The organism is Bacteroides sp. 2_2_4 (genome assembly GCF_000157055.1).
Lineage (GTDB): Bacteria > Bacteroidota > Bacteroidia > Bacteroidales > Bacteroidaceae > Bacteroides > Bacteroides ovatus.
This window is the reverse complement of the sequence record NZ_EQ973376.1, coordinates 1-19,001: the sequence shown is the minus strand read 5'-3', so window position 1 is coordinate 19,001 and position 19,001 is coordinate 1. Positions and strand designations below refer to the sequence as shown.

General features: G+C 45.5%; 19 protein-coding genes. 10 read left to right on the top strand and 9 right to left on the bottom strand.

What is annotated here, in order from left to right; translation table 11 throughout:
- The 5 genes from BSCG_RS0128125 to BSCG_RS01255 all read right to left on the bottom strand — a co-directional run.
- On the bottom strand, nt 1-183 hold a 183-nt coding region (locus BSCG_RS0128125), incomplete at its 3' end, for a DUF4134 family protein (protein WP_032849863.1).
- 569 nt (nt 184-752) lie between these two features.
- Nucleotides 753-1,010: a hypothetical protein gene (locus BSCG_RS01240; RefSeq protein WP_005680464.1), complete on the bottom strand. Its 258-nt coding sequence runs from the start codon at nt 1,008-1,010 to the stop codon at nt 753-755.
- A gap of 12 nt (nt 1,011-1,022) precedes the next feature.
- A complete protein-coding gene (locus tag BSCG_RS01245; RefSeq protein WP_005680463.1) occupies nt 1,023-1,811 on the bottom strand; it encodes a DUF4122 family protein in 789 nt (262 codons plus the stop codon).
- Between the two features lie 2 nt (nt 1,812-1,813).
- Nucleotides 1,814-2,233: a DUF3408 domain-containing protein gene (locus BSCG_RS01250; RefSeq protein WP_004310648.1), complete on the bottom strand. Its 420-nt coding sequence runs from the start codon at nt 2,231-2,233 to the stop codon at nt 1,814-1,816.
- A 7-nt stretch (nt 2,234-2,240) separates the two neighbouring features.
- On the bottom strand, nt 2,241-2,993 hold the full coding sequence (locus tag BSCG_RS01255; RefSeq protein ID WP_004310649.1) for a ParA family protein: 753 nt from the start codon (nt 2,991-2,993) through the stop codon (nt 2,241-2,243).
- A 609-nt stretch (nt 2,994-3,602) separates the two neighbouring features.
- Between BSCG_RS01255 and mobA the strand changes: the two genes are divergently transcribed.
- From mobA to BSCG_RS0128115, 7 genes are all read left to right on the top strand, one after another.
- Complete coding sequence (mobA, locus tag BSCG_RS01260; RefSeq protein ID WP_004310651.1) at nt 3,603-4,061, top strand: conjugal transfer protein MobA; 459 nt, start codon at nt 3,603-3,605, stop codon at nt 4,059-4,061.
- A 1-nt stretch (nt 4,062) separates the two neighbouring features.
- Nucleotides 4,063-5,316 carry a conjugal transfer protein MobB gene (gene mobB, locus BSCG_RS01265; protein WP_005680459.1) on the top strand — a complete coding sequence of 418 codons (1,254 nt, stop codon included), beginning with the start codon at nt 4,063-4,065 and terminating at the stop codon, nt 5,314-5,316.
- A 35-nt stretch (nt 5,317-5,351) separates the two neighbouring features.
- Nucleotides 5,352-7,379, top strand: coding sequence for a conjugal transfer protein MobC (mobC, locus tag BSCG_RS01270; protein WP_008765488.1), 2,028 nt, complete (start codon nt 5,352-5,354; stop codon nt 7,377-7,379).
- A gap of 216 nt (nt 7,380-7,595) precedes the next feature.
- Nucleotides 7,596-7,859: a hypothetical protein gene (locus BSCG_RS01275; RefSeq protein ID WP_005680457.1), complete on the top strand. Its 264-nt coding sequence runs from the start codon at nt 7,596-7,598 to the stop codon at nt 7,857-7,859.
- Nucleotides 7,860-7,870: 11 nt separating this feature from the next.
- Nucleotides 7,871-8,128 carry a DUF6926 domain-containing protein gene (locus tag BSCG_RS0128120; protein WP_005680456.1) on the top strand — a complete coding sequence of 86 codons (258 nt, stop codon included), beginning with the start codon at nt 7,871-7,873 and terminating at the stop codon, nt 8,126-8,128.
- A 17-nt stretch (nt 8,129-8,145) separates the two neighbouring features.
- Nucleotides 8,146-8,694, top strand: a complete 549-nt coding sequence (locus BSCG_RS01280; protein WP_032846768.1) for a DUF4326 domain-containing protein — start codon at nt 8,146-8,148, stop codon at nt 8,692-8,694.
- 13 nt (nt 8,695-8,707) lie between these two features.
- Entirely contained in the window at nt 8,708-8,983 is a 276-nt protein-coding gene (locus BSCG_RS0128115; protein WP_032837620.1) for a hypothetical protein, read from the top strand.
- A 147-nt stretch (nt 8,984-9,130) separates the two neighbouring features.
- Here BSCG_RS0128115 and BSCG_RS01285 read toward each other — a convergent pair whose 3' ends face one another.
- From BSCG_RS01285 to BSCG_RS01300, 4 genes are read right to left on the bottom strand one after another with little or no spacing between them, the layout of a single operon-like run.
- On the bottom strand, nt 9,131-10,021 hold the full coding sequence (locus BSCG_RS01285; protein WP_008777475.1) for a GTP pyrophosphokinase family protein: 891 nt from the start codon (nt 10,019-10,021) through the stop codon (nt 9,131-9,133).
- Complete coding sequence (locus BSCG_RS01290; protein WP_005680452.1) at nt 10,018-12,159, bottom strand: NACHT domain-containing protein; 2,142 nt, start codon at nt 12,157-12,159, stop codon at nt 10,018-10,020. The genes BSCG_RS01285 and BSCG_RS01290 overlap by 4 nt, the downstream gene beginning before the upstream one ends.
- 37 nt (nt 12,160-12,196) lie before the next feature.
- Nucleotides 12,197-12,991, bottom strand: a complete 795-nt coding sequence (locus BSCG_RS01295; protein ID WP_008777473.1) for a nucleotidyl transferase AbiEii/AbiGii toxin family protein — start codon at nt 12,989-12,991, stop codon at nt 12,197-12,199.
- Nucleotides 12,988-13,791 carry a type IV toxin-antitoxin system AbiEi family antitoxin gene (locus tag BSCG_RS01300; protein WP_005680449.1) on the bottom strand — a complete coding sequence of 268 codons (804 nt, stop codon included), beginning with the start codon at nt 13,789-13,791 and terminating at the stop codon, nt 12,988-12,990. The genes BSCG_RS01295 and BSCG_RS01300 overlap by 4 nt, the downstream gene beginning before the upstream one ends.
- A gap of 747 nt (nt 13,792-14,538) precedes the next feature.
- Here BSCG_RS01300 and BSCG_RS01305 point away from each other — a divergent pair.
- From BSCG_RS01305 to BSCG_RS01315, 3 genes are all read left to right on the top strand, one after another.
- Entirely contained in the window at nt 14,539-16,305 is a 1,767-nt protein-coding gene (locus tag BSCG_RS01305; RefSeq protein ID WP_008777472.1) for a DUF3945 domain-containing protein, read from the top strand.
- A gap of 48 nt (nt 16,306-16,353) precedes the next feature.
- Nucleotides 16,354-16,617: a DUF4099 domain-containing protein gene (locus BSCG_RS01310; RefSeq protein ID WP_004310026.1), complete on the top strand. Its 264-nt coding sequence runs from the start codon at nt 16,354-16,356 to the stop codon at nt 16,615-16,617.
- Nucleotides 16,618-16,714: 97 nt separating this feature from the next.
- Nucleotides 16,715-18,811, top strand: a complete 2,097-nt coding sequence (locus BSCG_RS01315) for a type IA DNA topoisomerase (RefSeq protein WP_008777471.1) — start codon at nt 16,715-16,717, stop codon at nt 18,809-18,811.
- Nucleotides 18,812-19,001 lie beyond the last annotated feature (190 nt).

Below are 19,001 nucleotides of genomic sequence, written 5' to 3'. Positions count from 1 at the left end.
GACTTTCACGCCTCCGATAAGGCCGATAACGGCACCGATGGCGTAAATCAGCTTGGTGCCGGGATCGAAATACGAAGTGACCATATTGGTAGCTTCCGTAATTCCACCGATACCGTTGCCCTGGGCGGATGCCCCCATTGAAACCAGCAGCGTCATGGCTGCCAAAAAGAATCTTTTTTTCATGTGTCGAAACTTTTAATTGGTGAAACAAAAAATGATTTCGACTGCGAATATATAATGCTTAATCTATTGATTTACAGACTATACGATATGTGACACCGTATGACATCACGTTACATCGGAAAAAGATTTTGAGCTGTTCAAAAAGGGCTTTTCCATCAATGTTAAACAGAAAAACAGGGATAAGAAGAAAGTGGAATTTCATTCCTTCCGGCAAAGGCAGCCCCGTTTCCGCGGCTACTTTCGCAGGAATGAATACATGGTGCGTAAAGCGGATACAGTCATAGCCTATTGGGAATCTTTAGCCGAAAGGGGGAACATACTACACGGTGAGCAAGGCGTTTGAAAGCGGCAAACCGGTCTCAATCTTTATGAAAGGATGAAATAGCGGCTGTCTGTATTGGAATGGAAAAGCGAAGTGTGAAAGCCGGCTTTCACACTTCGCTTCTGTTCATTTTACACGTTTTATACATTGTCTACACCTCAGAACCGGAAAAGGAATCTGACATAGAGAAAGCACACCGATATCACATCGACATGCCTTCTGAAACTATGACAGCAAAAAGAAACAATTAAACGAATTCATCTATATCGAATGCCTCTGTCTTATTTTTTATATTATCCATTGCTGAAATTTGTGAATCATCACAAAGCATACTATCAATAAGATTTCCTATCTTCTTTTTGATAGCGGCTTCTTTCCGCATAATTCTGATGACTTCTTCTTCAGATAGATAGATGCGTGGGGCACGAATTGCAGGATTTCTTTTTATGCCAAAAGATTCTGCTTCTGACTTCGGCATTGCTTGTTGTTTTTTTGTTTTTCTCATTCGATTCCATATTTACATGTATTTATTCCAATCAATTCCAATCTGTTCCAAAGACTGTTTTGATGTCTCTTTTCCATTTGGCATATTTTCCCTAAGCAGTTTTTCCAATTGGCTTTGAGTACTCAATTCGGTTGAAAAGAACCTGAACAGGTCTGTATCCTGAAGTTGGTACAAGGTTTCGGCAGCATTTCGGATTTTCTTTCTGTCATCCGTCCCCGAAATAAGCACATCAGCGACATTGTCCAGTTCCTCAAAAGTCAATGCCCTTGAAAAATCCGGGTCAGGAACGCACCCGTCATTTGACATAAGTTCCCGTTTTTCCGATTCTGTCAGTCCTTTTTTGGGAGTAAAGTCATCAATCACGTCATCCGGATTTATATCCTCATCCTCCTCTATGGGTTCCTTTTTCATAGGCTCAGAACGTGTGGGAGTTTTTCTCGCCACTTCCGGGTCTTCAAGATAGACTATCTTCGTCTTGCCGATTACTTCATTGTACTCGTTCAGGGGATTCGGCTGCGTTTCGGTATTCTTTTCATGCCCGACTTTAAGGATATCGTTCTCCGCTTGTGCGATCCATGCTTCAGCCTTGTCCAGTCTTGCCCTATACCGGGCTTTCCTTGCTTTTTCCGCCATCCGTTTTTTGCGTGATTTCCATAACCGGATACGTGCAATGCGCATATAACGAAGCTGATTGTTCCAGAATTTATAAACTTTCGGACTGAATATAAACATCCATACCTTATATAATATATAAGTTGCCGACACGGCTTTTACTGAAAAATAAATTAATGTTGTTTCCATGACTATTGAATTTTAGGGGGTGAAAAACGGTCTTTATACATTCGGGTGATTTCCTCGATGTTGAGTTCTATATGCTCGGCTATGATGTTACTGATATAGCTCGCAATACTTACTTCGGGAGCTATCACATTGAGATAATTCTTTATCTCGTCGTACAGCTTGCGGTTCAGGTACACCTGGATACGTCCGGGCATGGGGGTATTCACCAGATACTTTTGACGAAAGTTACTGTCACTTTTAGGCATATTGCAAGATTTGGAATTTTTCCGGGCAGTTTCTTTTTCCGTATCCTGCCTTTCATTGTTTCCCTCTTCCGGAACCTCAACCACTATGATATCCTCGTTCTCGATGGCATCAGGAATGTCACCGACCATATACCCCCTGATTTTTTCTTCATTCACTTTTACAATTTTCTTTGCCATATCTCAATTACAGGTTAAATTTTACAATCAGTTCGTTTGCCAGTTCCTGCAATCCGCTGCCTTTAAGCTGTCCTGCCGGCGGTGGAAGGAGCGAACAGCGGAAATAGGTGCGTGTCCGGGATGACAGTTCCTTGTCATAGCGGCAGAGATCGGGAATCATTGAATCCAGAATTTTCAACCCCTGTTTCTTCATCAGTGCCATATAGTTGTCAAGCACCTCGGTGTTGCTTCTTTTCTTGACCTTGGTCCAGAACAGGAACACGTCTTTTAAGGGAATGTTATTCCGGTTTTCCGCACACTTCATGACGCTTTTGGCAAAGACAAAACTGCTGTCCATGACAAAATTGTCAGCGGCAATGGGGGTCAATACATAATCCACATTGAAAATGGTCTGCAAAACGCCGGATATGTCCATAGATCCCGGCAGATCTATGAAAACGATATCAAAATCTGCTTTTGCCGCCAACTCTCCGGCCACCTGGCGTGCATTCTCCGGTTTTGCCTGCCTGATAGGATAAATCCTACATCCCCTGAGTCTCTGTTCCTCCAGCAACACCATGTACTTCTTGTTTATCTCCACCATCTCCATGTCCCGTTCCCTCAGATTGAACAGGCTACGCTGGGTGGAGTCACAATCAACGATGGCCACATTCTTGCCCATCGAATAATTCAGGAGACTGGCAAGCGTTATCAACATGGTACTTTTGCCGACCCCACCCTTTTGATTGCTGACCGCAACGAATAACGGATTCTTCTTCATAACTGAACTTTTTTAATGGTTTATTATACTATTGTTTTACTTGTCTGTTGTTTGCTTTGTGACATGGTTTGTTAGTGATACGGTTGCTTTGTGCTCACCAACCGGCAAACCGACCAACCGATAGTTCTCTGCCTTAACAAAGCAAGCATCCAATCATTACCCGCCTGTTACAACAAGTGCTTTCGCTAACCGGCAATACAACGGACAGTTACTTGACTATTGGTTTGTTTTACCGTTCACGCTGCAAATAAAATGGTATTTTCCCATACTTCCACCATGTTTCAAGGGAGGTGACGACCTGTGTCACCATATGTCATCATGTTACATATAACTTGCTATTTTACAACAGAATAAACTGCCATAACTTTGCACCGACAACGGAACGGATACGGCTGCGAGGGCTTTCCGAAGCCGAAGAATGAGGCTGAAGGTCAAAACACAATTTGACGAAGGAAAATTCATTACCAAGCGGTAATAGCAAGTTGTGTTTTCGGCAGCCCGAAATATTTCGGGCAACCCAAAACAACTTGCCGCTCGCCTGACGGCTCGGGAGGGATTTCCTCCAAAGTCGGAAATCCATGACGGAAGATCAGAAACTGAAAAAACTCAATGCGTATGGAAGAAAACAAGAACAGAAAAGCAAGAAAAGGTGTAGGGCGGAAATCAAAATCCGACCCTGCCGTGTACCGCTACGGTATCAAATTCAATTCACGGGAGAACGCGCAATTTGAACTCTCATTCCAGAAATCGGGTATGGCTTACCGTGCGAGGTTTATTAAATCGGTACTTCTGAACAAGGAAATCAAGGTGGTCAGAATCGACAAGGCAGCAATGGACTACTACGTCCGTCTTACCAATTTCTACCATCAGTTCCAGGCCGTAGGCAACAACTACAACCAGGCGGTAAAGGCAATCAAGACCAATTTCGGGGAGAAACGGGCATACGCCCTGCTTCGCAATCTGGAAAAGGTGACCATAGATCTGGTGGTGCTGAGCAAGCGGATCATCATGCTAACCCGTGAGTTTGAAGAAACCTACCTTATCAAAAAACAGAGGGAGGAGGAATGACATGGTGGCAAAAATCAACAGGGGCGCGTCGCTCTACGGGGCTGTCATCTACAACCAGCAGAAAGTGAACGAGTCAACGGCACGCATCATTTCGGGAAACCGCATGATTGCCGATGTCACGGGCAATCCGGAACAGGTCATGAGGAACACGCTCTGGGCATTCGAAAATTACCTGCTTGCCAACAGGAACACGGAGAAGCCGGTGCTACACATATCGCTCAATCCTTCGGTGGATGACCGTCTCACCGATTCCCAATTTGCGGATTTGGCAAGGGAGTATATGCAACGCATGGGCTACGGCGACCAGCCTTACATTGTATATATTCACGAGGACATCGGCCGCAGGCATATCCATATCGTTTCCACCTGCGTGAACGAGAAAGGGGAAAAGATTGACGATGCCTACGAATGGAACCGCTCGATGAAGGCCTGTCGGGAACTGGAAAGAAAATTCGGTCTGAAACAGGTGGAGGACAAACGCAGGGAACTGCTGGAACCATATCTGAAGAAAGCGGACTATCAGAATGGCGATGTAAAGCAACAGGTTTCCAACATCCTTAAAAGCGTGTTCTCCACTTACCGTTTCCAGTCATTCGGAGAGTACAGCGCGTTGCTGTCCTGCTTTAACATCGAGGCGAAACAGGTTAGGGGCGAATTTGAAGGGACACCTTACAACGGCATTGTCTATACCATGACAGACAATACAGGCAAACCGGTATGTACGCCCATCAAGTCCTCCCTTATCGGAAAACGCTTCGGTTATGAAGGACTGGAAAAGCGTATTGGTTACAATACCCGTGAATACAAGAACAAAAAACGGCAGCCCAAAATACGGAACGAGATTGCACTCGCCATGCATGGATGCCGTGGCAACCGGGAGGATTTCATCCGCCTCTTGAACGGCCGGGGAATAGACGTGGTGTTCCGGGAGAACGGGGAAGGACGCATTTACGGCGCGACCTTCATCGACCACAGGAACAGGGAGGTCTATAACGGCTCGCGGCTCGGAAAGGAGTTCTCGGCAAATGCCTTTGAGCGCCTCTTTAATAATCCGGGCAATATCCCGAATCTGGATGCGCCCATGCCGGACACCGGTCTGCAAAGCGGATTCTCCTCCGACATGGAAAGTGCCATAGAACAGGCTTTCGGGATCTTCGACTTTGAAGCAAACGGTCCCGACCCGCAGGAAGAGGCTCTTGCACGCAGGCTGTATCACAAGAAGAAAAAGAAACGCCGCTCACGGGGCATCTCCTAAAAACAATATTCATTCACCATTAAAATTATATCGTTATGCAACAGGAAGATGATTTGAGAGGACTGGCAAAGGTCATGGAATTCATGCGTGCCATATCCATCGTGTTTGTTGTCATCCACGTCTATTGGTTCTGTTACCGGGCATTCGTGGATGCGGGTATCAATATCGGAGTGGTCGATAAGATACTACTGAATTTCCAGAGGACGGCGGGGCTTTTCAGCAACCTGCTGGTGACAAAAGTGTTCGCCGTCATATTCCTTGCGCTGTCATGTTTGGGCACGAAGGGCGTGAAAAACCAGAAGATGACCTGGCGGAAAATATATACCGCCTTCCTTTCGGGGCTTGTATTGTTCTTCATGAACTGGTGGATGTTCGACCTGCCGTTCAGTCCGACAGTTGACGCCGCCATTTACACGGTAACGCTGACCGCCGGGTACATCCTTCTTTTGATGTCGGGCGTATGGATAAGCCGTATGCTGAAACACAACCTGATGGAGGACGTGTTCAATACCGCCAACGAGAGTTTCATGCAGGAGACACACTTGATGGAAAACGAGTATTCTGTAAATTTGCCGACCAAGTTCGTGTATCAGGGCAAGGAATGGGACGGATGGATCAACGTTGTAAACGTTTTTCGTGCGTCCATCGTGCTTGGAACGCCTGGCAGTGGGAAGTCCTACGCGGTGGTGAACAACTACATCAAACAGATGATTTCCAAGGGATTCGCTTTATATTTGTACGATTACAAATTTGATGACCTCTCGGTCATTGCCTATAACGAACTGCTTAAAAACATTGACAAGTACAGGGTCAGACCGGAATTCTACGTGATAAATTTTGATGACCCGAGACGCAGCCACCGCTGTAATCCCATCAACCCGAAATTCATGGCGGACATATCCGACGCTTACGAATCGGCCTACACCATACTCTTGAATCTGAACAAGACCTGGATTCAGAAACAGGGTGACTTCTTTGTGGAATCTCCGATTATCCTGCTCGCAGCCATTATCTGGTATTTGCGGATTTACAAGGATGGCAAATACTGTACCTTCCCTCACGCAATAGAGTTTCTGAATAAACCGTACGCAGATATATTTACAATCCTGACCTCATACCCGTCCCTCGAAAACTACCTCTCTCCCTTTATGGATGCCTGGCAAGGAGGCGCACAGGACCAGTTACAGGGCCAGATAGCGAGCGCAAAAATCCCGCTTTCAAGGATGATTTCACCGCAGCTATACTGGGTAATGACCGGCGATGATTTTACATTGGACCTGAACAATCCCGAACACCCGAAAATCCTTTGCGTGGGAAATAATCCGGACAGACAGAACATCTATTCGGCGGCATTGGGACTGTACAACAGCCGCATTGTAAAGCTGGTAAACAAGAAAGGGCAACTCAAGAGTTCCATCATCATAGACGAGCTTCCGACCATCTATTTCCGTGGTATCGATAACCTGATAGCCACCGCCCGAAGCAACAAGGTGGCTGTCTGTCTCGGTTTCCAGGACTTCTCCCAGCTGACCCGTGACTACGGTGAAAAAGAGGCGAAAGTGATCCAAAATACAGTCGGGAATATCTTCTCCGGGCAGGTGGTCGGGGAAACGGCCAAAAGCCTTTCGGAACGTTTCGGCAAGATTCTCCAGCAACGGCAGTCCATCTCCATCAACAGGCAGGACACATCCACCTCCATCAACACGCAGCTGGACTCGCTGATACCGGCATCCAAGATAGCCAACCTCTCGCAGGGCACATTCGTGGGCAGTGTGGCGGACAACTTCGGGGAAGAGATAGACCAGAAGATTTTCCATGCCCGTATCATAGTTGACAACGAGAAAGTAGCGGCGGAAACGAAAGCCTACAAGAAGATACCCGTCATCAACGAGTTCAAGGATGCGGACGGCAACGACATCATGCAGCAGCAGATAGAGCGTAACTATTCACGTATCAAGGCGGACGTGCTGCAAATAATTGAAGATGAAATGCAACGCATCAAGACCGATCCTGATTTACAGCACCTGATACCCAAAGAAGACAGCGACAGGAAGGAGGAATAGGATACCGCTGTTTTATTTCAGCCTGCAAAGGTCGCCCCGTGCCTGTCAGGATTGAGCAAGGCCGAGCCCTTACGGGTTTCCGCAAAAATCTTCCGCGCTCCGCTTGCGGTATTTTTCCGGAAAGCCTTGCACAATCCGGCACGGGACAGCGAGGCAGGCAAGAAATAAAATACCGGCTCACGAGCCGTGAAATGTTTAACTCAAAAATAAAAAGGTATGAGCAGAAGTAACTTCACCCCGATGAAAAGGTTCCACGAAATCATTGGACGTTATGGTCTGAGGCTGATGGAAGTCGGGACAAACCATTTGAGAGTATTCTCCGAAGGTCGGAAACTTTTCGACTACTATCCGCTGCGTATGAAACTCTTCGATTACCGGCAGTGGAAACAGCTTACCTATCCCTCGCTGATTGACGGAACGGACAAGTGGGAAACAGAGCTCGACGACATTATCAAAGAGCTTATGGTATCACAGCAATAAACAGCAGGATTATGAATGGCAATAACAGCAAGACGCTCGTTTGGGACAACATTCCCGAATGGGCGATTTTTGCATTGGAGTACGGCACCCGGGAGGAACTGTTCCTGTCTGATGAGGACAAGAAAATGATAACCAAGTTCATCGCCGAAAACTTTCCGAACGGCTACACCATGTCGGTGGATTGGGAGTCATACAAGGAATTTGACACCAATCCCGCTTTCGGGAAAGCATGTAAGACCTACAAGGTCACTTTCATAACGGAATCATAACTAAAAATCAAATGAGTATGGCAGATAACAGAAAACATACAAGAGTAGTGAATATCCGTAAGGAGGCATACGATGTGTATATCGGTCGTGCCGGTAAAGGGCAAGACGGGTATTTCGGTAATCCGTTCAGGCTGAAGCAGGACATGATCCGGGGCGGGACACTGGCCGGATTCCGCGAATATTTTTACAGGAGGCTGGTGAACGATGCGGAATACAGGCGCAGGGTTCATGAGTTGCAGGGAAAGACTCTGGGATGCTTCTGTAAACCGCATCCGTGTCATGGGGATATTATCAAGGAATACCTTGACAGGATGGCCGGGCGTGGCGAAGACATAGAGATCGGTACAATTTTCTACAAAGGCAAGGCATACCCGTCGCGTGAGATTACGACCGGCATGGAAACCTATACGATATCGGTGGAGGAGCTGGGACATGAACTGGAAAATGACATGCGAAACCTTTTGGACGAAGCTGTCGAACAGGACGAGAATATCCGTTACTATTGTACCAACGAAGAATTATGCACGTTTCCCGATAGGGAAATGGATAAGATTATATACGGATAGACAACAGACTGATATGGAAACACCTATTAAGGTAGTGTTCAGACGGTTCAAGGAAGGCGGGGTAATTGCTCTCTTTCCATATATACCGTGGAACGAATCCGAAAATACAATCACATCCTACATGCATGCGGGACAGCATGGCGCAGCCGATTACAAGGGAATCATCTCCGGGACACTGCCCGCGACGGAAAAAGAATACAGGAGCCTGCTGGTAGAACTGAAATCCATCGGATACGGCAATCTGCATGTATTGGAACGGGCTCATGCAAGACAGAAGTTTTTCTTATAATTCTACTAAAGCAGACCGGATGAATCTTTTGCCGTAGTCATGGAACCGTTCCACGGATGGAGCATACATATGTAAAAAAGTAAGACCATAAAAAGCACCATTTTTGTTTATTTGAGTGAGTAAAAATGGTGCTAATATCAACTACTGCTATAATTCACCAAACATTATATCCATATCTCGTTTCAAAACTTTATCTTCAAAATTCGCTAATATTTTATCTTTTACAATAATATGATTGATAAGATGTAACACAGTATCATAAGTGAGAGGGTATGCAAAGCCTTTTTCCATTACTAATTTCAATATTTTGGTTCTATTTGCACGATACAATAATTTTGCAGTTTTATTATTGTTTGACAAATATTTACAAAGTTCTTCTGACAAACCTTTATCAGCAAAACGAACTCTCATCTTATTGCGTAACATACTATTCCAAACTTTATTTTTATACTGGGAATATGAAAGTCTGTCAAATAATGTAAGCATTGACCATTCACTACTTTCCAAGGTAGCATAAATTCCGTTCAGAAGTCTGGATTCCTCTTTAAATTCATTCCACTCTTCTTTGCATTTATAACGTAAATCATGTTCAACTTCGTGCCAACCTTCCGATAAAATAGTTCTGATTTGAACTTCATAAGTGTTATCAATTAAATCTTCATAACCAGTTTCTTTTATTGCCGCTTTCATATCTTGCTGAAGATTATTTGGAACACGCATAATTAAATTTAGTCTTTTGGGACAGAATTTATCAACTTCGGCTTCATCAACAGATTCACTGTCAAAATTGGACTGACTTTTTAGATAGTTGTGAACAAGTTCTACATCATCCGTAAAATACAAAGTAATACGAAGAGCCAATAAATCTTGCATCTTCTTGTTGGATTTACGATATTCTTCAGATTTTTTCTCAAGTTTATTTTTAATAGACATTTCTGACTTAGTACGATAAAACACATGGTACATTACGCCACATTTGTTCAAGACAGCCTCCAAATCTGTAACTATATCCCTCAAAACTTTATTTCCTGCACTCATACTTGTATGTTCTTATGATAATATGCAATACCTGATTTTGAAATGTGCGAATTATTCCCGTCAATCAGAATCATTCCTTTTTTCTTTAATAATTCAAAAGTTGCAAAAACGACATCCAAATTCTTTTCTCCAAATTCTTTTCTAAGGGTAGAGATATACCTCATTTTGGGAGATTTTCCATCAACTTTAAAATACTTGCTAAGTATTTCAATCTCTAGATCTATATCTTCTTGTTTCTGCAAAACAGAAGATGTCGTAACTTTTACCAAAGAAGATATAAAGCCAGTGTTATAGTCATCGCATCCATAACAATGAATATTGTTAGAACCAGAAGACAAATCACTATTCACATCACAATCAATAAATTTGCATCCTGTAAATGTAACATTATAAAAAGCGTTTACATCAAAAGTGCATCTCTCAAAAACAGAATCGACAAACGAAGTTTCTACAAACTTACATTCTTCACTAAGGATATTAATATCTTCAAAATGGAAAGAATTCAATCCTGCACATTTATAATTACCTGTTACTTTCTTTAAAAGAATGCAATCTGTGGTAACAGCCAAATACAAAGACATTTTATCTTTTATAACAGAAAACTTATCCCATAATTTTAATTTATCATCATTGGAAGAATATTTGTATGCGTAAATTGCCAGTTCGATTAGATGCTCAGGTATAGGGTTAAGTTTTTGCAAAAATGTGACAGGTTCTTTCTGAATTGATTTTCCGAGCAAATACCCAAAAATAAATTCATTGATAAAAGTTATAAAATCTTTATTCCCTGTTCTATCTAATAGGGCATGATTTGTAAGTGTGTCAGCAAGTTCATCCAAAGTTTGTTTTGTCGGTGTCAACTCTTTATAATACAAAAGACGTGACTTGTTATATTCTATAATCAGTTCTTTGACGAAACTTCTATTTTCACCAGTTATATCAAAATCAACAAAAGATTTGGCTAAATTTTCAAATATCTGCATTTGGTCTTCCCAACGAATAATAAGATTTTGCCTTTCTTTTTCCCGATTCAGTAGATATTCAAAATACTTATCCGTAATCGTTTCTGGATAAACCAATAAATCACTAAAATCCTCCTTGCTTATATTTCGTAAATAAGTTAGTAGAACAGGATTTGAAATATTATCCAAAGGAACATTCTTTCCAATGATTTCCTCATAACGTTCTGTTGAAAGCCATTGCTTAATATTGGGTTTCTCTAATTGAAATCTGATAACATCAAAGTTTCCATTGTAAGAATCAACCCAATCTCCAAATTCAGCGCCTGCAAATATTGCAGTTTTTCTAGAGGTAAGAATAATCTTAGCTTCATCTGTCAACAAATCTCCTATGGTAGAAAGCATTGTTTCAACTTGCTCAAATTCATTCAATTGTCCAGCCTTTCCATTGTCTATGTTTTTGGACAGTAATTCGTCAAACCCATCAATAATAAGAGGGATTTTCCCTTTTTTTATATTGTAAACAACTAATTCCTGTTTAGCAGTCGTATCCTTCTCTTTGTCAATTTCAGACCAAAGAATATATTTAAACTGCTTTGCATCCCTATTTCTTGACAATTCTGTAAAAATGGGCTTTTGATATTCACTATTATCTAAAAATGATTTATATACTTCGTATGCTGTACAGGTCTTACCAAATCCAGCAGCTGCTTCTACCACTACAAGATGTGCCCCCTTTCTATTGATTGCTTCTTTAATTGCAGAAATGATATCTGAAGTTCCACTAACAGTATCTTCCGCACCTTCACTATATATAGAATATGGCATACTGATATACTGGTACTTAATACCACAATTACAATAATGTTTTACTTGATTAGCAGCAAATTCTGTATATCTTCTATTTATATCATTTGCAGTAGTTTGTGTATTAAAGAACCCCTTAAATAAATAACTTTCTGCTTGTTCAATCGATTTGAACCTTTGTTGTTTTGCATGATATCCCAATTTGGAGTAACGATCAAGTATCGGAGTAGCATCAATATCATCGTCCATTATTTGGATTTCTGCTCCATGGTACATACCTTGATTCAGCAAATACACCCTATATGATGCGGTTCTTTCTTTTACATCATATCCGTACTCTTGGAAAAGGCAATCTAAATGATCCACGTTCATATAACCTATTATTTTGTCCTATCTGATAATATTATATTTATTTCCGCATTCGTTCTATCAATTTTTCCAAAACAAGTTCATAACCCAATCGTGGATTAAATTCTCTATCCGGACGGATAAGATTCTGAGTGTCACCTAAAAAATCAGGATCTAACATTTTTTCTTCCATATTGTTAATGAACTGTTTGTAAGTAGGTGGTTGTTGCACAACAAACGACATATAACGGTTGTAGCAACGTAAAATTTCATTAATATCCACAACCGCTTCCGACAGTGCAACATACAAATCAAAAAGGTCGCGGCCTTTTTTTCTTTGATACAATGCTCTTAATTTTGTTCCCAGCAATTCGTTCAAACGATATGTGGTTATCTCACATTTTCCTGAGAACCAGCTATTCTCCACCTCAAATGGAACTTTAACCAATCCCAATTCGTTGAAATGTTCAAAACAATTTATCTCTATTTTCAAACGTAAGGGGATTGTCGGGGGGGATTCCGACTCCATACGAAATAACATCGTGTTGTTATATCGCTTTTGTTTTGTAACCCTATCAGGCAAAAAACTTAAGACTTCACCTAGCTTGAACATGATTGGTTTTATCGGTCCCGGTGTGATTTGTACTAAATCAATATCTTCACTATATCTAGGCTGTGGCGACAGATATAATTTATGAAGTGCGGTTCCTCCTCTGAACGCAAGCTGTGAAGCAAGGAATTTATCACTGAAAATAGCGACTAATGCACGAGAGATAATAAGGTCTTGTTCTACTTGTGCATTATCATTCCAAGGAACAATCTTATTCCATTGGGTAATGGCTGTTCTGTTTATCATATTTCGTCTGTTTCTATTATCGAATTTATATAAACTTTCCAACGAGTATTCTTTTCTGCATTCTCATCAGTTTTGTGTGTACTAAGGGGAATATATCTAAAACGCTTGACATATGTCAATAATTCAGAATGTAACACTTCTGCAATCTCTTTCTGTTCTAAAATATCATCCAATATATATCCCAATCGTTGGATAGTAGCGATTGATGTATAGTTAAATAAGTTATCGGAAGCTTTACGAAAATCAAGTTTTTCTGCTAATTCATCCAAAATGGTCGCTGCCCTTGAGAGGCCACCGATATATTGTTCATAGTGTACAATATCAATGGCTGTCAATTCAGCATTTGAATAGTATATCACTCCTGTCTCAGAATTCTTGAACAATAAAAAATCAGATGGAATCTCCTTGCGATATCCCCAAACAAGCGAATTATTCTTTGATGAAGAGACGGAAGACTTTGGGAATACCGTCATTACAGAAAACTTCTGTGGCCGTTGATGAGCTGCACCCAAAATTTCTGCGGCATTCAATAAACAGATATAATATGGTTTATTCAGATACGACATCAATTGATCAATGTAATATATTGGAGGAACCATCCTTTTTGCTGCATACTGAGGAGGAATTATGACATAAAAGCCTTTATACACAGGACATAAGATGCCTTGTTTTGATAATCGGAATAATTCATTCTTGATGACTTGCTCCGAATAATCAGGAAATGTTTGCCTTACATCATCAACCGAAAAAGTTGGAAAGCCACCAATTTCCCTATCTCTAATCCATTCTCTTATTGTCATAGCGAGCGTTTTTAGTGCAAAGGTAATCAAAATCTGATTACTTCTGCACTTTTTTAGCGCACTTTTATCATCAAGGTGTCTTATTCCATATTCCTCTATAAAAATCCATCATAAGCACGCTTCGCTTGACAAGTCCCTTCAAGAAGATAACCCGGAGGACGATACCTTCCACGTTCGGGCCTCCGGTTTTCGGGCAAAAAATTCCCTGCGGTAATTTTTCACCCGAAAAAACGTTCCGGTATCGCCGTCCGAGTTGTGGAGACGGTCGGGACTTAGCAAGCGAAGCGACCTACGACGCATAGGACAAGATAAAAAACAATCTGACGGCGGTATTTTGCCGTGCTTGATGTCCCAATGGATTACGCCGTCAACACATCTCCCATACAAAATCTTCTTCCTGTCTTATAGAGCGGCACAAGGAAGCGGGGACTAAAGACAGCTCGCTCGCAACTCTGCATAATACGGTTTTCTCCTTGTCGGTTTCGTGGCGTTCCTGCCGTTTTTTCTTGTCCTGGGGCTTACCATTCGTGTGTGCCCGCCCTTTTCCGCCTTTTTAATCCGGTGCTTTTCCTTGCTTTTTCCTCTGACTTTCCCGTTTTTCCGCCTCCCGCTTTTCCTCCCGCAGTGAAACAGGATGACAAACGGTGAAACATATAGCACAACGTATTGTAAATCAATTATATATCAGAAATCATCCTATATATTTGCACTGACAATCATAGTTATCAACCCTAAAAAAACAAAGTTATGGCAAAGAAAAATGGAAGGGACGATCCCCCTAAACCGCAAGTCGCCGAGAACGAACAGATGAGCGACATCATCCTTATCCTCGACAAGATGGAACTGATTTTACAGGCAGTGTCCCAAATTGACAAGGACGGCAGGTACAAGACGGTTCCGGCAGACAAGGAGCATACAAACTCCTTTCTGAAAATCGACCGCTATGCCAGCATGTTCGAGAATTTCCTGAAGAATTTCTGGAGCCAGCTCAAGGACCCGACACGCTTCGGCATCCTCTCCGTCAAGGAGAAAGCACTGGACGACCCGAAAGTGAGGCAGGCCATCGAAGACCTCGCCGCCGGAAAAAAGACAGACGCGGTGGAAGAATTCCTCAAACAGTACGAGATTGTCCCCCGCGACAAGGAAAACCAAAGTATCAACCATCAAAATCAAGAAGAAATGACAAAAGAAAATGAAACACAGCAGCAGGCCGCCCAAGGCGGAGGCACGCAGCAACAGCCCCAGTACCGCTACAACGAGTCCATGATCAACTGGGAACAGCTGAAGAACTTCGGGCTCTCCCGTGAGGAACTTCAGGAACGGGGGCTGCTCGACCAGATGCTCAGAGGCTACAAGACCAACCAGGTAGTGCCCATCAGCATGAACTTCGGCTCCGCCGTATTACGTACCGACGCGAGGCTCTCGTTCCAGCAGTCCCGGGCTGGGGACATCGTACTGGGCATCCACGGTATCCGGCAGAAACCCGACCTCGACCGTCCCTACTTCGGACACATCTTCTCTGACGAGGACAAGAAGAACCTGCTTGAGACGGGCAACATGGGGCGTGTCGTGGAACTGAAAAACCGCAACGGCGAGTATGTCCCCTCTTTCGTCAGCATCGACAAGCTGACCAACGAGGTGGTGGCGATGAAAGCCGAGAATGTCTTCATACCACGTGAAATCAGCGGGGTGAAACTGACCGAACAGGAACAGAACGACCTGCGTGAAGGAAAGAAAATATTCATCGAAGGAATGACGGCCAGATCGGGCAATCCGTTCGATGCCCACATCCAGGTCAATGCCGAGCGCAGGGGCGTGGAGTTCATCTTCGAGAACGACAAGCTCTTCAACCGGCAGTATCTGGGAGGCGTGGAACTGACCAAGAAACAGATCGATGATTTGAACGGGGGTAAGGCCATTTTCGTGGAGGGCATGAAACGCAAGGACGGGGAACTGTTCTCCTCCTACGTGAAGCTCGACGAAGCGACAGGCCGCCCGTCCTACACCCGCTACAATCCCGACTCCCCTGAAGGCGCACGGGAAATCTACATCCCGAATGAAATAGGCGGCGTGAAGGTCACTCCCGAGGAGCAGAAAGAGCTGCGTGAAGGGCGGCCCATCTTCCTCAACGGCATGGTGAACCGCAGGGGCGAGGAATTCTCCTCATTCATCAAGGCGGACCTCGAAACGGGCCGTCTGAGCTATTCGCGCACACCGGACGGTTTCGACCAGCGCGAGGAGTTCAAGATACCGGCCAAGGTATGGGACGTGGAGCTTACCCGCAAGCAGCGTGCCGACCTCCAAAGCGGCAAGGCGGTACTGGTCGAGGGCATCAAGGGGTATGACGGCAAGACCATCTCGCAGTACGTCAAGGCGAACTTCAACCAGGGACGGCTGGACTTCTACAACGAGAACCCCGACCGCAGACGCGACGCCGCGCAGCGCAACGTGGTGTCCGCCGCACAAAGACAGGGAGAGGAAAACCGCCAATCCAGGGGCGCGAGCATAGCCTGACGGTCAAAGTAAAAGTAAAACGAATGTGAAATCCTAAAGAATCAGAACATGGAAATGAACAAGGAAAACAACACGCCTTTCAAGGCGGAGGACGTGAACTGGGACGAGTTGGCAGGCATCGGCATCCTGAAGGACGAGCTGGAGATGTCGGGAGAACTTGACACGCTGCTCAGGGGAGAGAAAACAAAAGTGATGCCGCTCAGCCTCGTGCTCCTCGGTGTGGACGTGGTGATGGACGCCACACTCCAGCTGGTACGCAAGGACGGTGACCCGCTGCTCGAAATCCTCGGCATCAAGTCCGTGGGAGAGTAACTCCACCTTTATAATTATGTAAACCGAATGTATAACCGCCGTTTCCCGTCCCTCCGTACGCCGGCAAGCGGGAAACGGCTTAATTCTTATCCGAATCATGATAGCAATCATAGCAGAAAAACCGAGTGTCGGTCAGGAGATAGCCCGTGTGGTCGGGGCTACAGAGAAAAAGGACGGCTACATAACAGGAAACGGCTACATGGTGACATGGGCGCTGGGACATTTAGTATCACTGGCATTGCCGGGAACATACGGCTACACGAGAACCACCGCCGAAGACCTTCCGATGCTTCCCGAACCGTTCCGTCTTGTGGAACGACAGATACGTACGGACAGGGGCATGGTGACGGACATCGCCGCCGGCAGGCAGCTCAAGGTCATCGACGGGGTGTTCTCCGAATGTGACAGCATCATCGTGGCGACCGATGCCGGGCGTGAGGGGGAACTCATCTTCCGGTGGATATATTCCCACCTGGGCTGTACCAAGCCTTTCAAACGCCTGTGGTTCTCCTCGCTTACCGATGAGGCCATCCGAAAGGGGATGGCAGACCTCAGGGAAGGATATGAATACGACAGCCTCTATGCGGCCGCGGACAGCAGGGCGAAGGCGGACTGGCTGGTGGGCATGAACGCCAGCCGCGCGTTGGCGGCAGTCTCCGGTTCGGCGAACAACTCCATCGGACGGGTACAGACCCCGACCCTCGCCATGATATGCGCGCGCTTCAAGGAGAACCGCAACTTCGTCTCCACACCATACTGGCAGCTTCATATCACGCTGAAGCAGGGAGAGGCGCACCGGCTGTTCATCCATCCGGAGCACTTCGGGGACAAGAAAGCGGCGGAAACGGCATACGGACGCATCATTCCCGGCTCGGCGGTGACAATCACCAAAGTGGAGCGTGGCACGGTTTTCCAGCAGGCCCCACTTCTGTATGACCTGACCTCCCTTCAGAAGGACTGCAACATCCACCACGACCTTACGGCGGACAAGACTCTTTCCATCGCCCAGTCCCTGTACGAGAAGAAACTGGTCTCGTACCCGAGAACGGGCAGCCGGTACATACCCGAAGATATCATGGCGAATATACCCGCCTTGCTGGAAAAAATCATTGCCATGCCTCTGTTCAGGGAGTACGGACGCACTTTCGATTTTTCCGCTCTGAACACCCGGAGCGTGGATACCACGAAAGTGACCGACCACCATGCCCTGATCATCACGGGTGTCGCTCCCGAAGAGTTGTCCGAGGCGGAATCCGCCGTCTACACCCTGATAGCCGGCAGGATGCTGGAAGCCTTCTCCCCACCCTGCGAGAAGGAGCGGCTGCTCATGGAGTGTATGTGCGGGGGCATGGATTTCCGCTCCCGCTCCGCCTTCATCGTCAACACGGGCTGGCGGGCGGTATTCGCCCGGAAGGAGGACCGGGAAAAGGACGAGCCGGAAGATGGCGGAGGAACGGCCTTGTTTGCCGAAGGCGGGCTGGTTCCGCTCTCGGGTCGCGGACTGTCGCAGAAGAAGACCCTGCCCAGGCCGCTTTACACGGAAGCCACGCTGCTTGCCGCCATGGAGAACTGCGGAAAGGATATCACGGACGGAGAGGCACGTGAGACTGTCAAGGATTCGGGTATCGGCACACCCGCCACCCGTGCCGCCATCATCACGACCCTGTTCAAACGTAACTATGTCGAGCGTTCCGGCAAGAGTATCCTGCCGACGGAAAAGGGGCTGTACCTCTACGAATCGGTGAAGGACATGATGGTGGCCGACGCAGAGCTGACCGGCACATGGGAAAGGGCACTGGCACGGATAGAGGGACGTACCCTCGATCCGGACAGCTTCATGCTCTCCATCAGGGAATACACCGGAAAAGTAACCGGCGAGATATTGCGCCTCAAATTCCCGGAACCGTCATCACACGCCTTTACCTGCCCCAAGTGCAAGGCCGGCAACGTGGTGGTGAAGTCCAAGGTCGCGAAATGCGACCGTGAAGGATGCGGGCTGCTGGTGTTCCGCCGTTTCCTGAACAAGGAACTGACCGACCGGCATCTTGAACAGCTTTTCTCATCCGGCTCCACCCGGCTTATCAAGGGTTTCAAGGGTAAGAAAGGATGTTCTTTCGATGCGGTACTCACCTTTGACGACAGTTTTAACCTGAAACTTTCTTTTCCCAAGCCCAAAGGTGCAAAAGGCAAATGATCCCGCCATTCCAATTCTGCGGGCAAAGGTAGCGGAACCGCCCGTTTCCACCTGCAAGGTCGGGCCTTGCAGGTTTCGGGGAAAATCATCCTCGCCCCGCTCCGGTATTTTCCCCGAAAACCTTGCCTGTGGAGGCGGTCCGCTCTCCGGCCCCCGAAATTGGAAATGACATGTTTCACCCATTAACAAT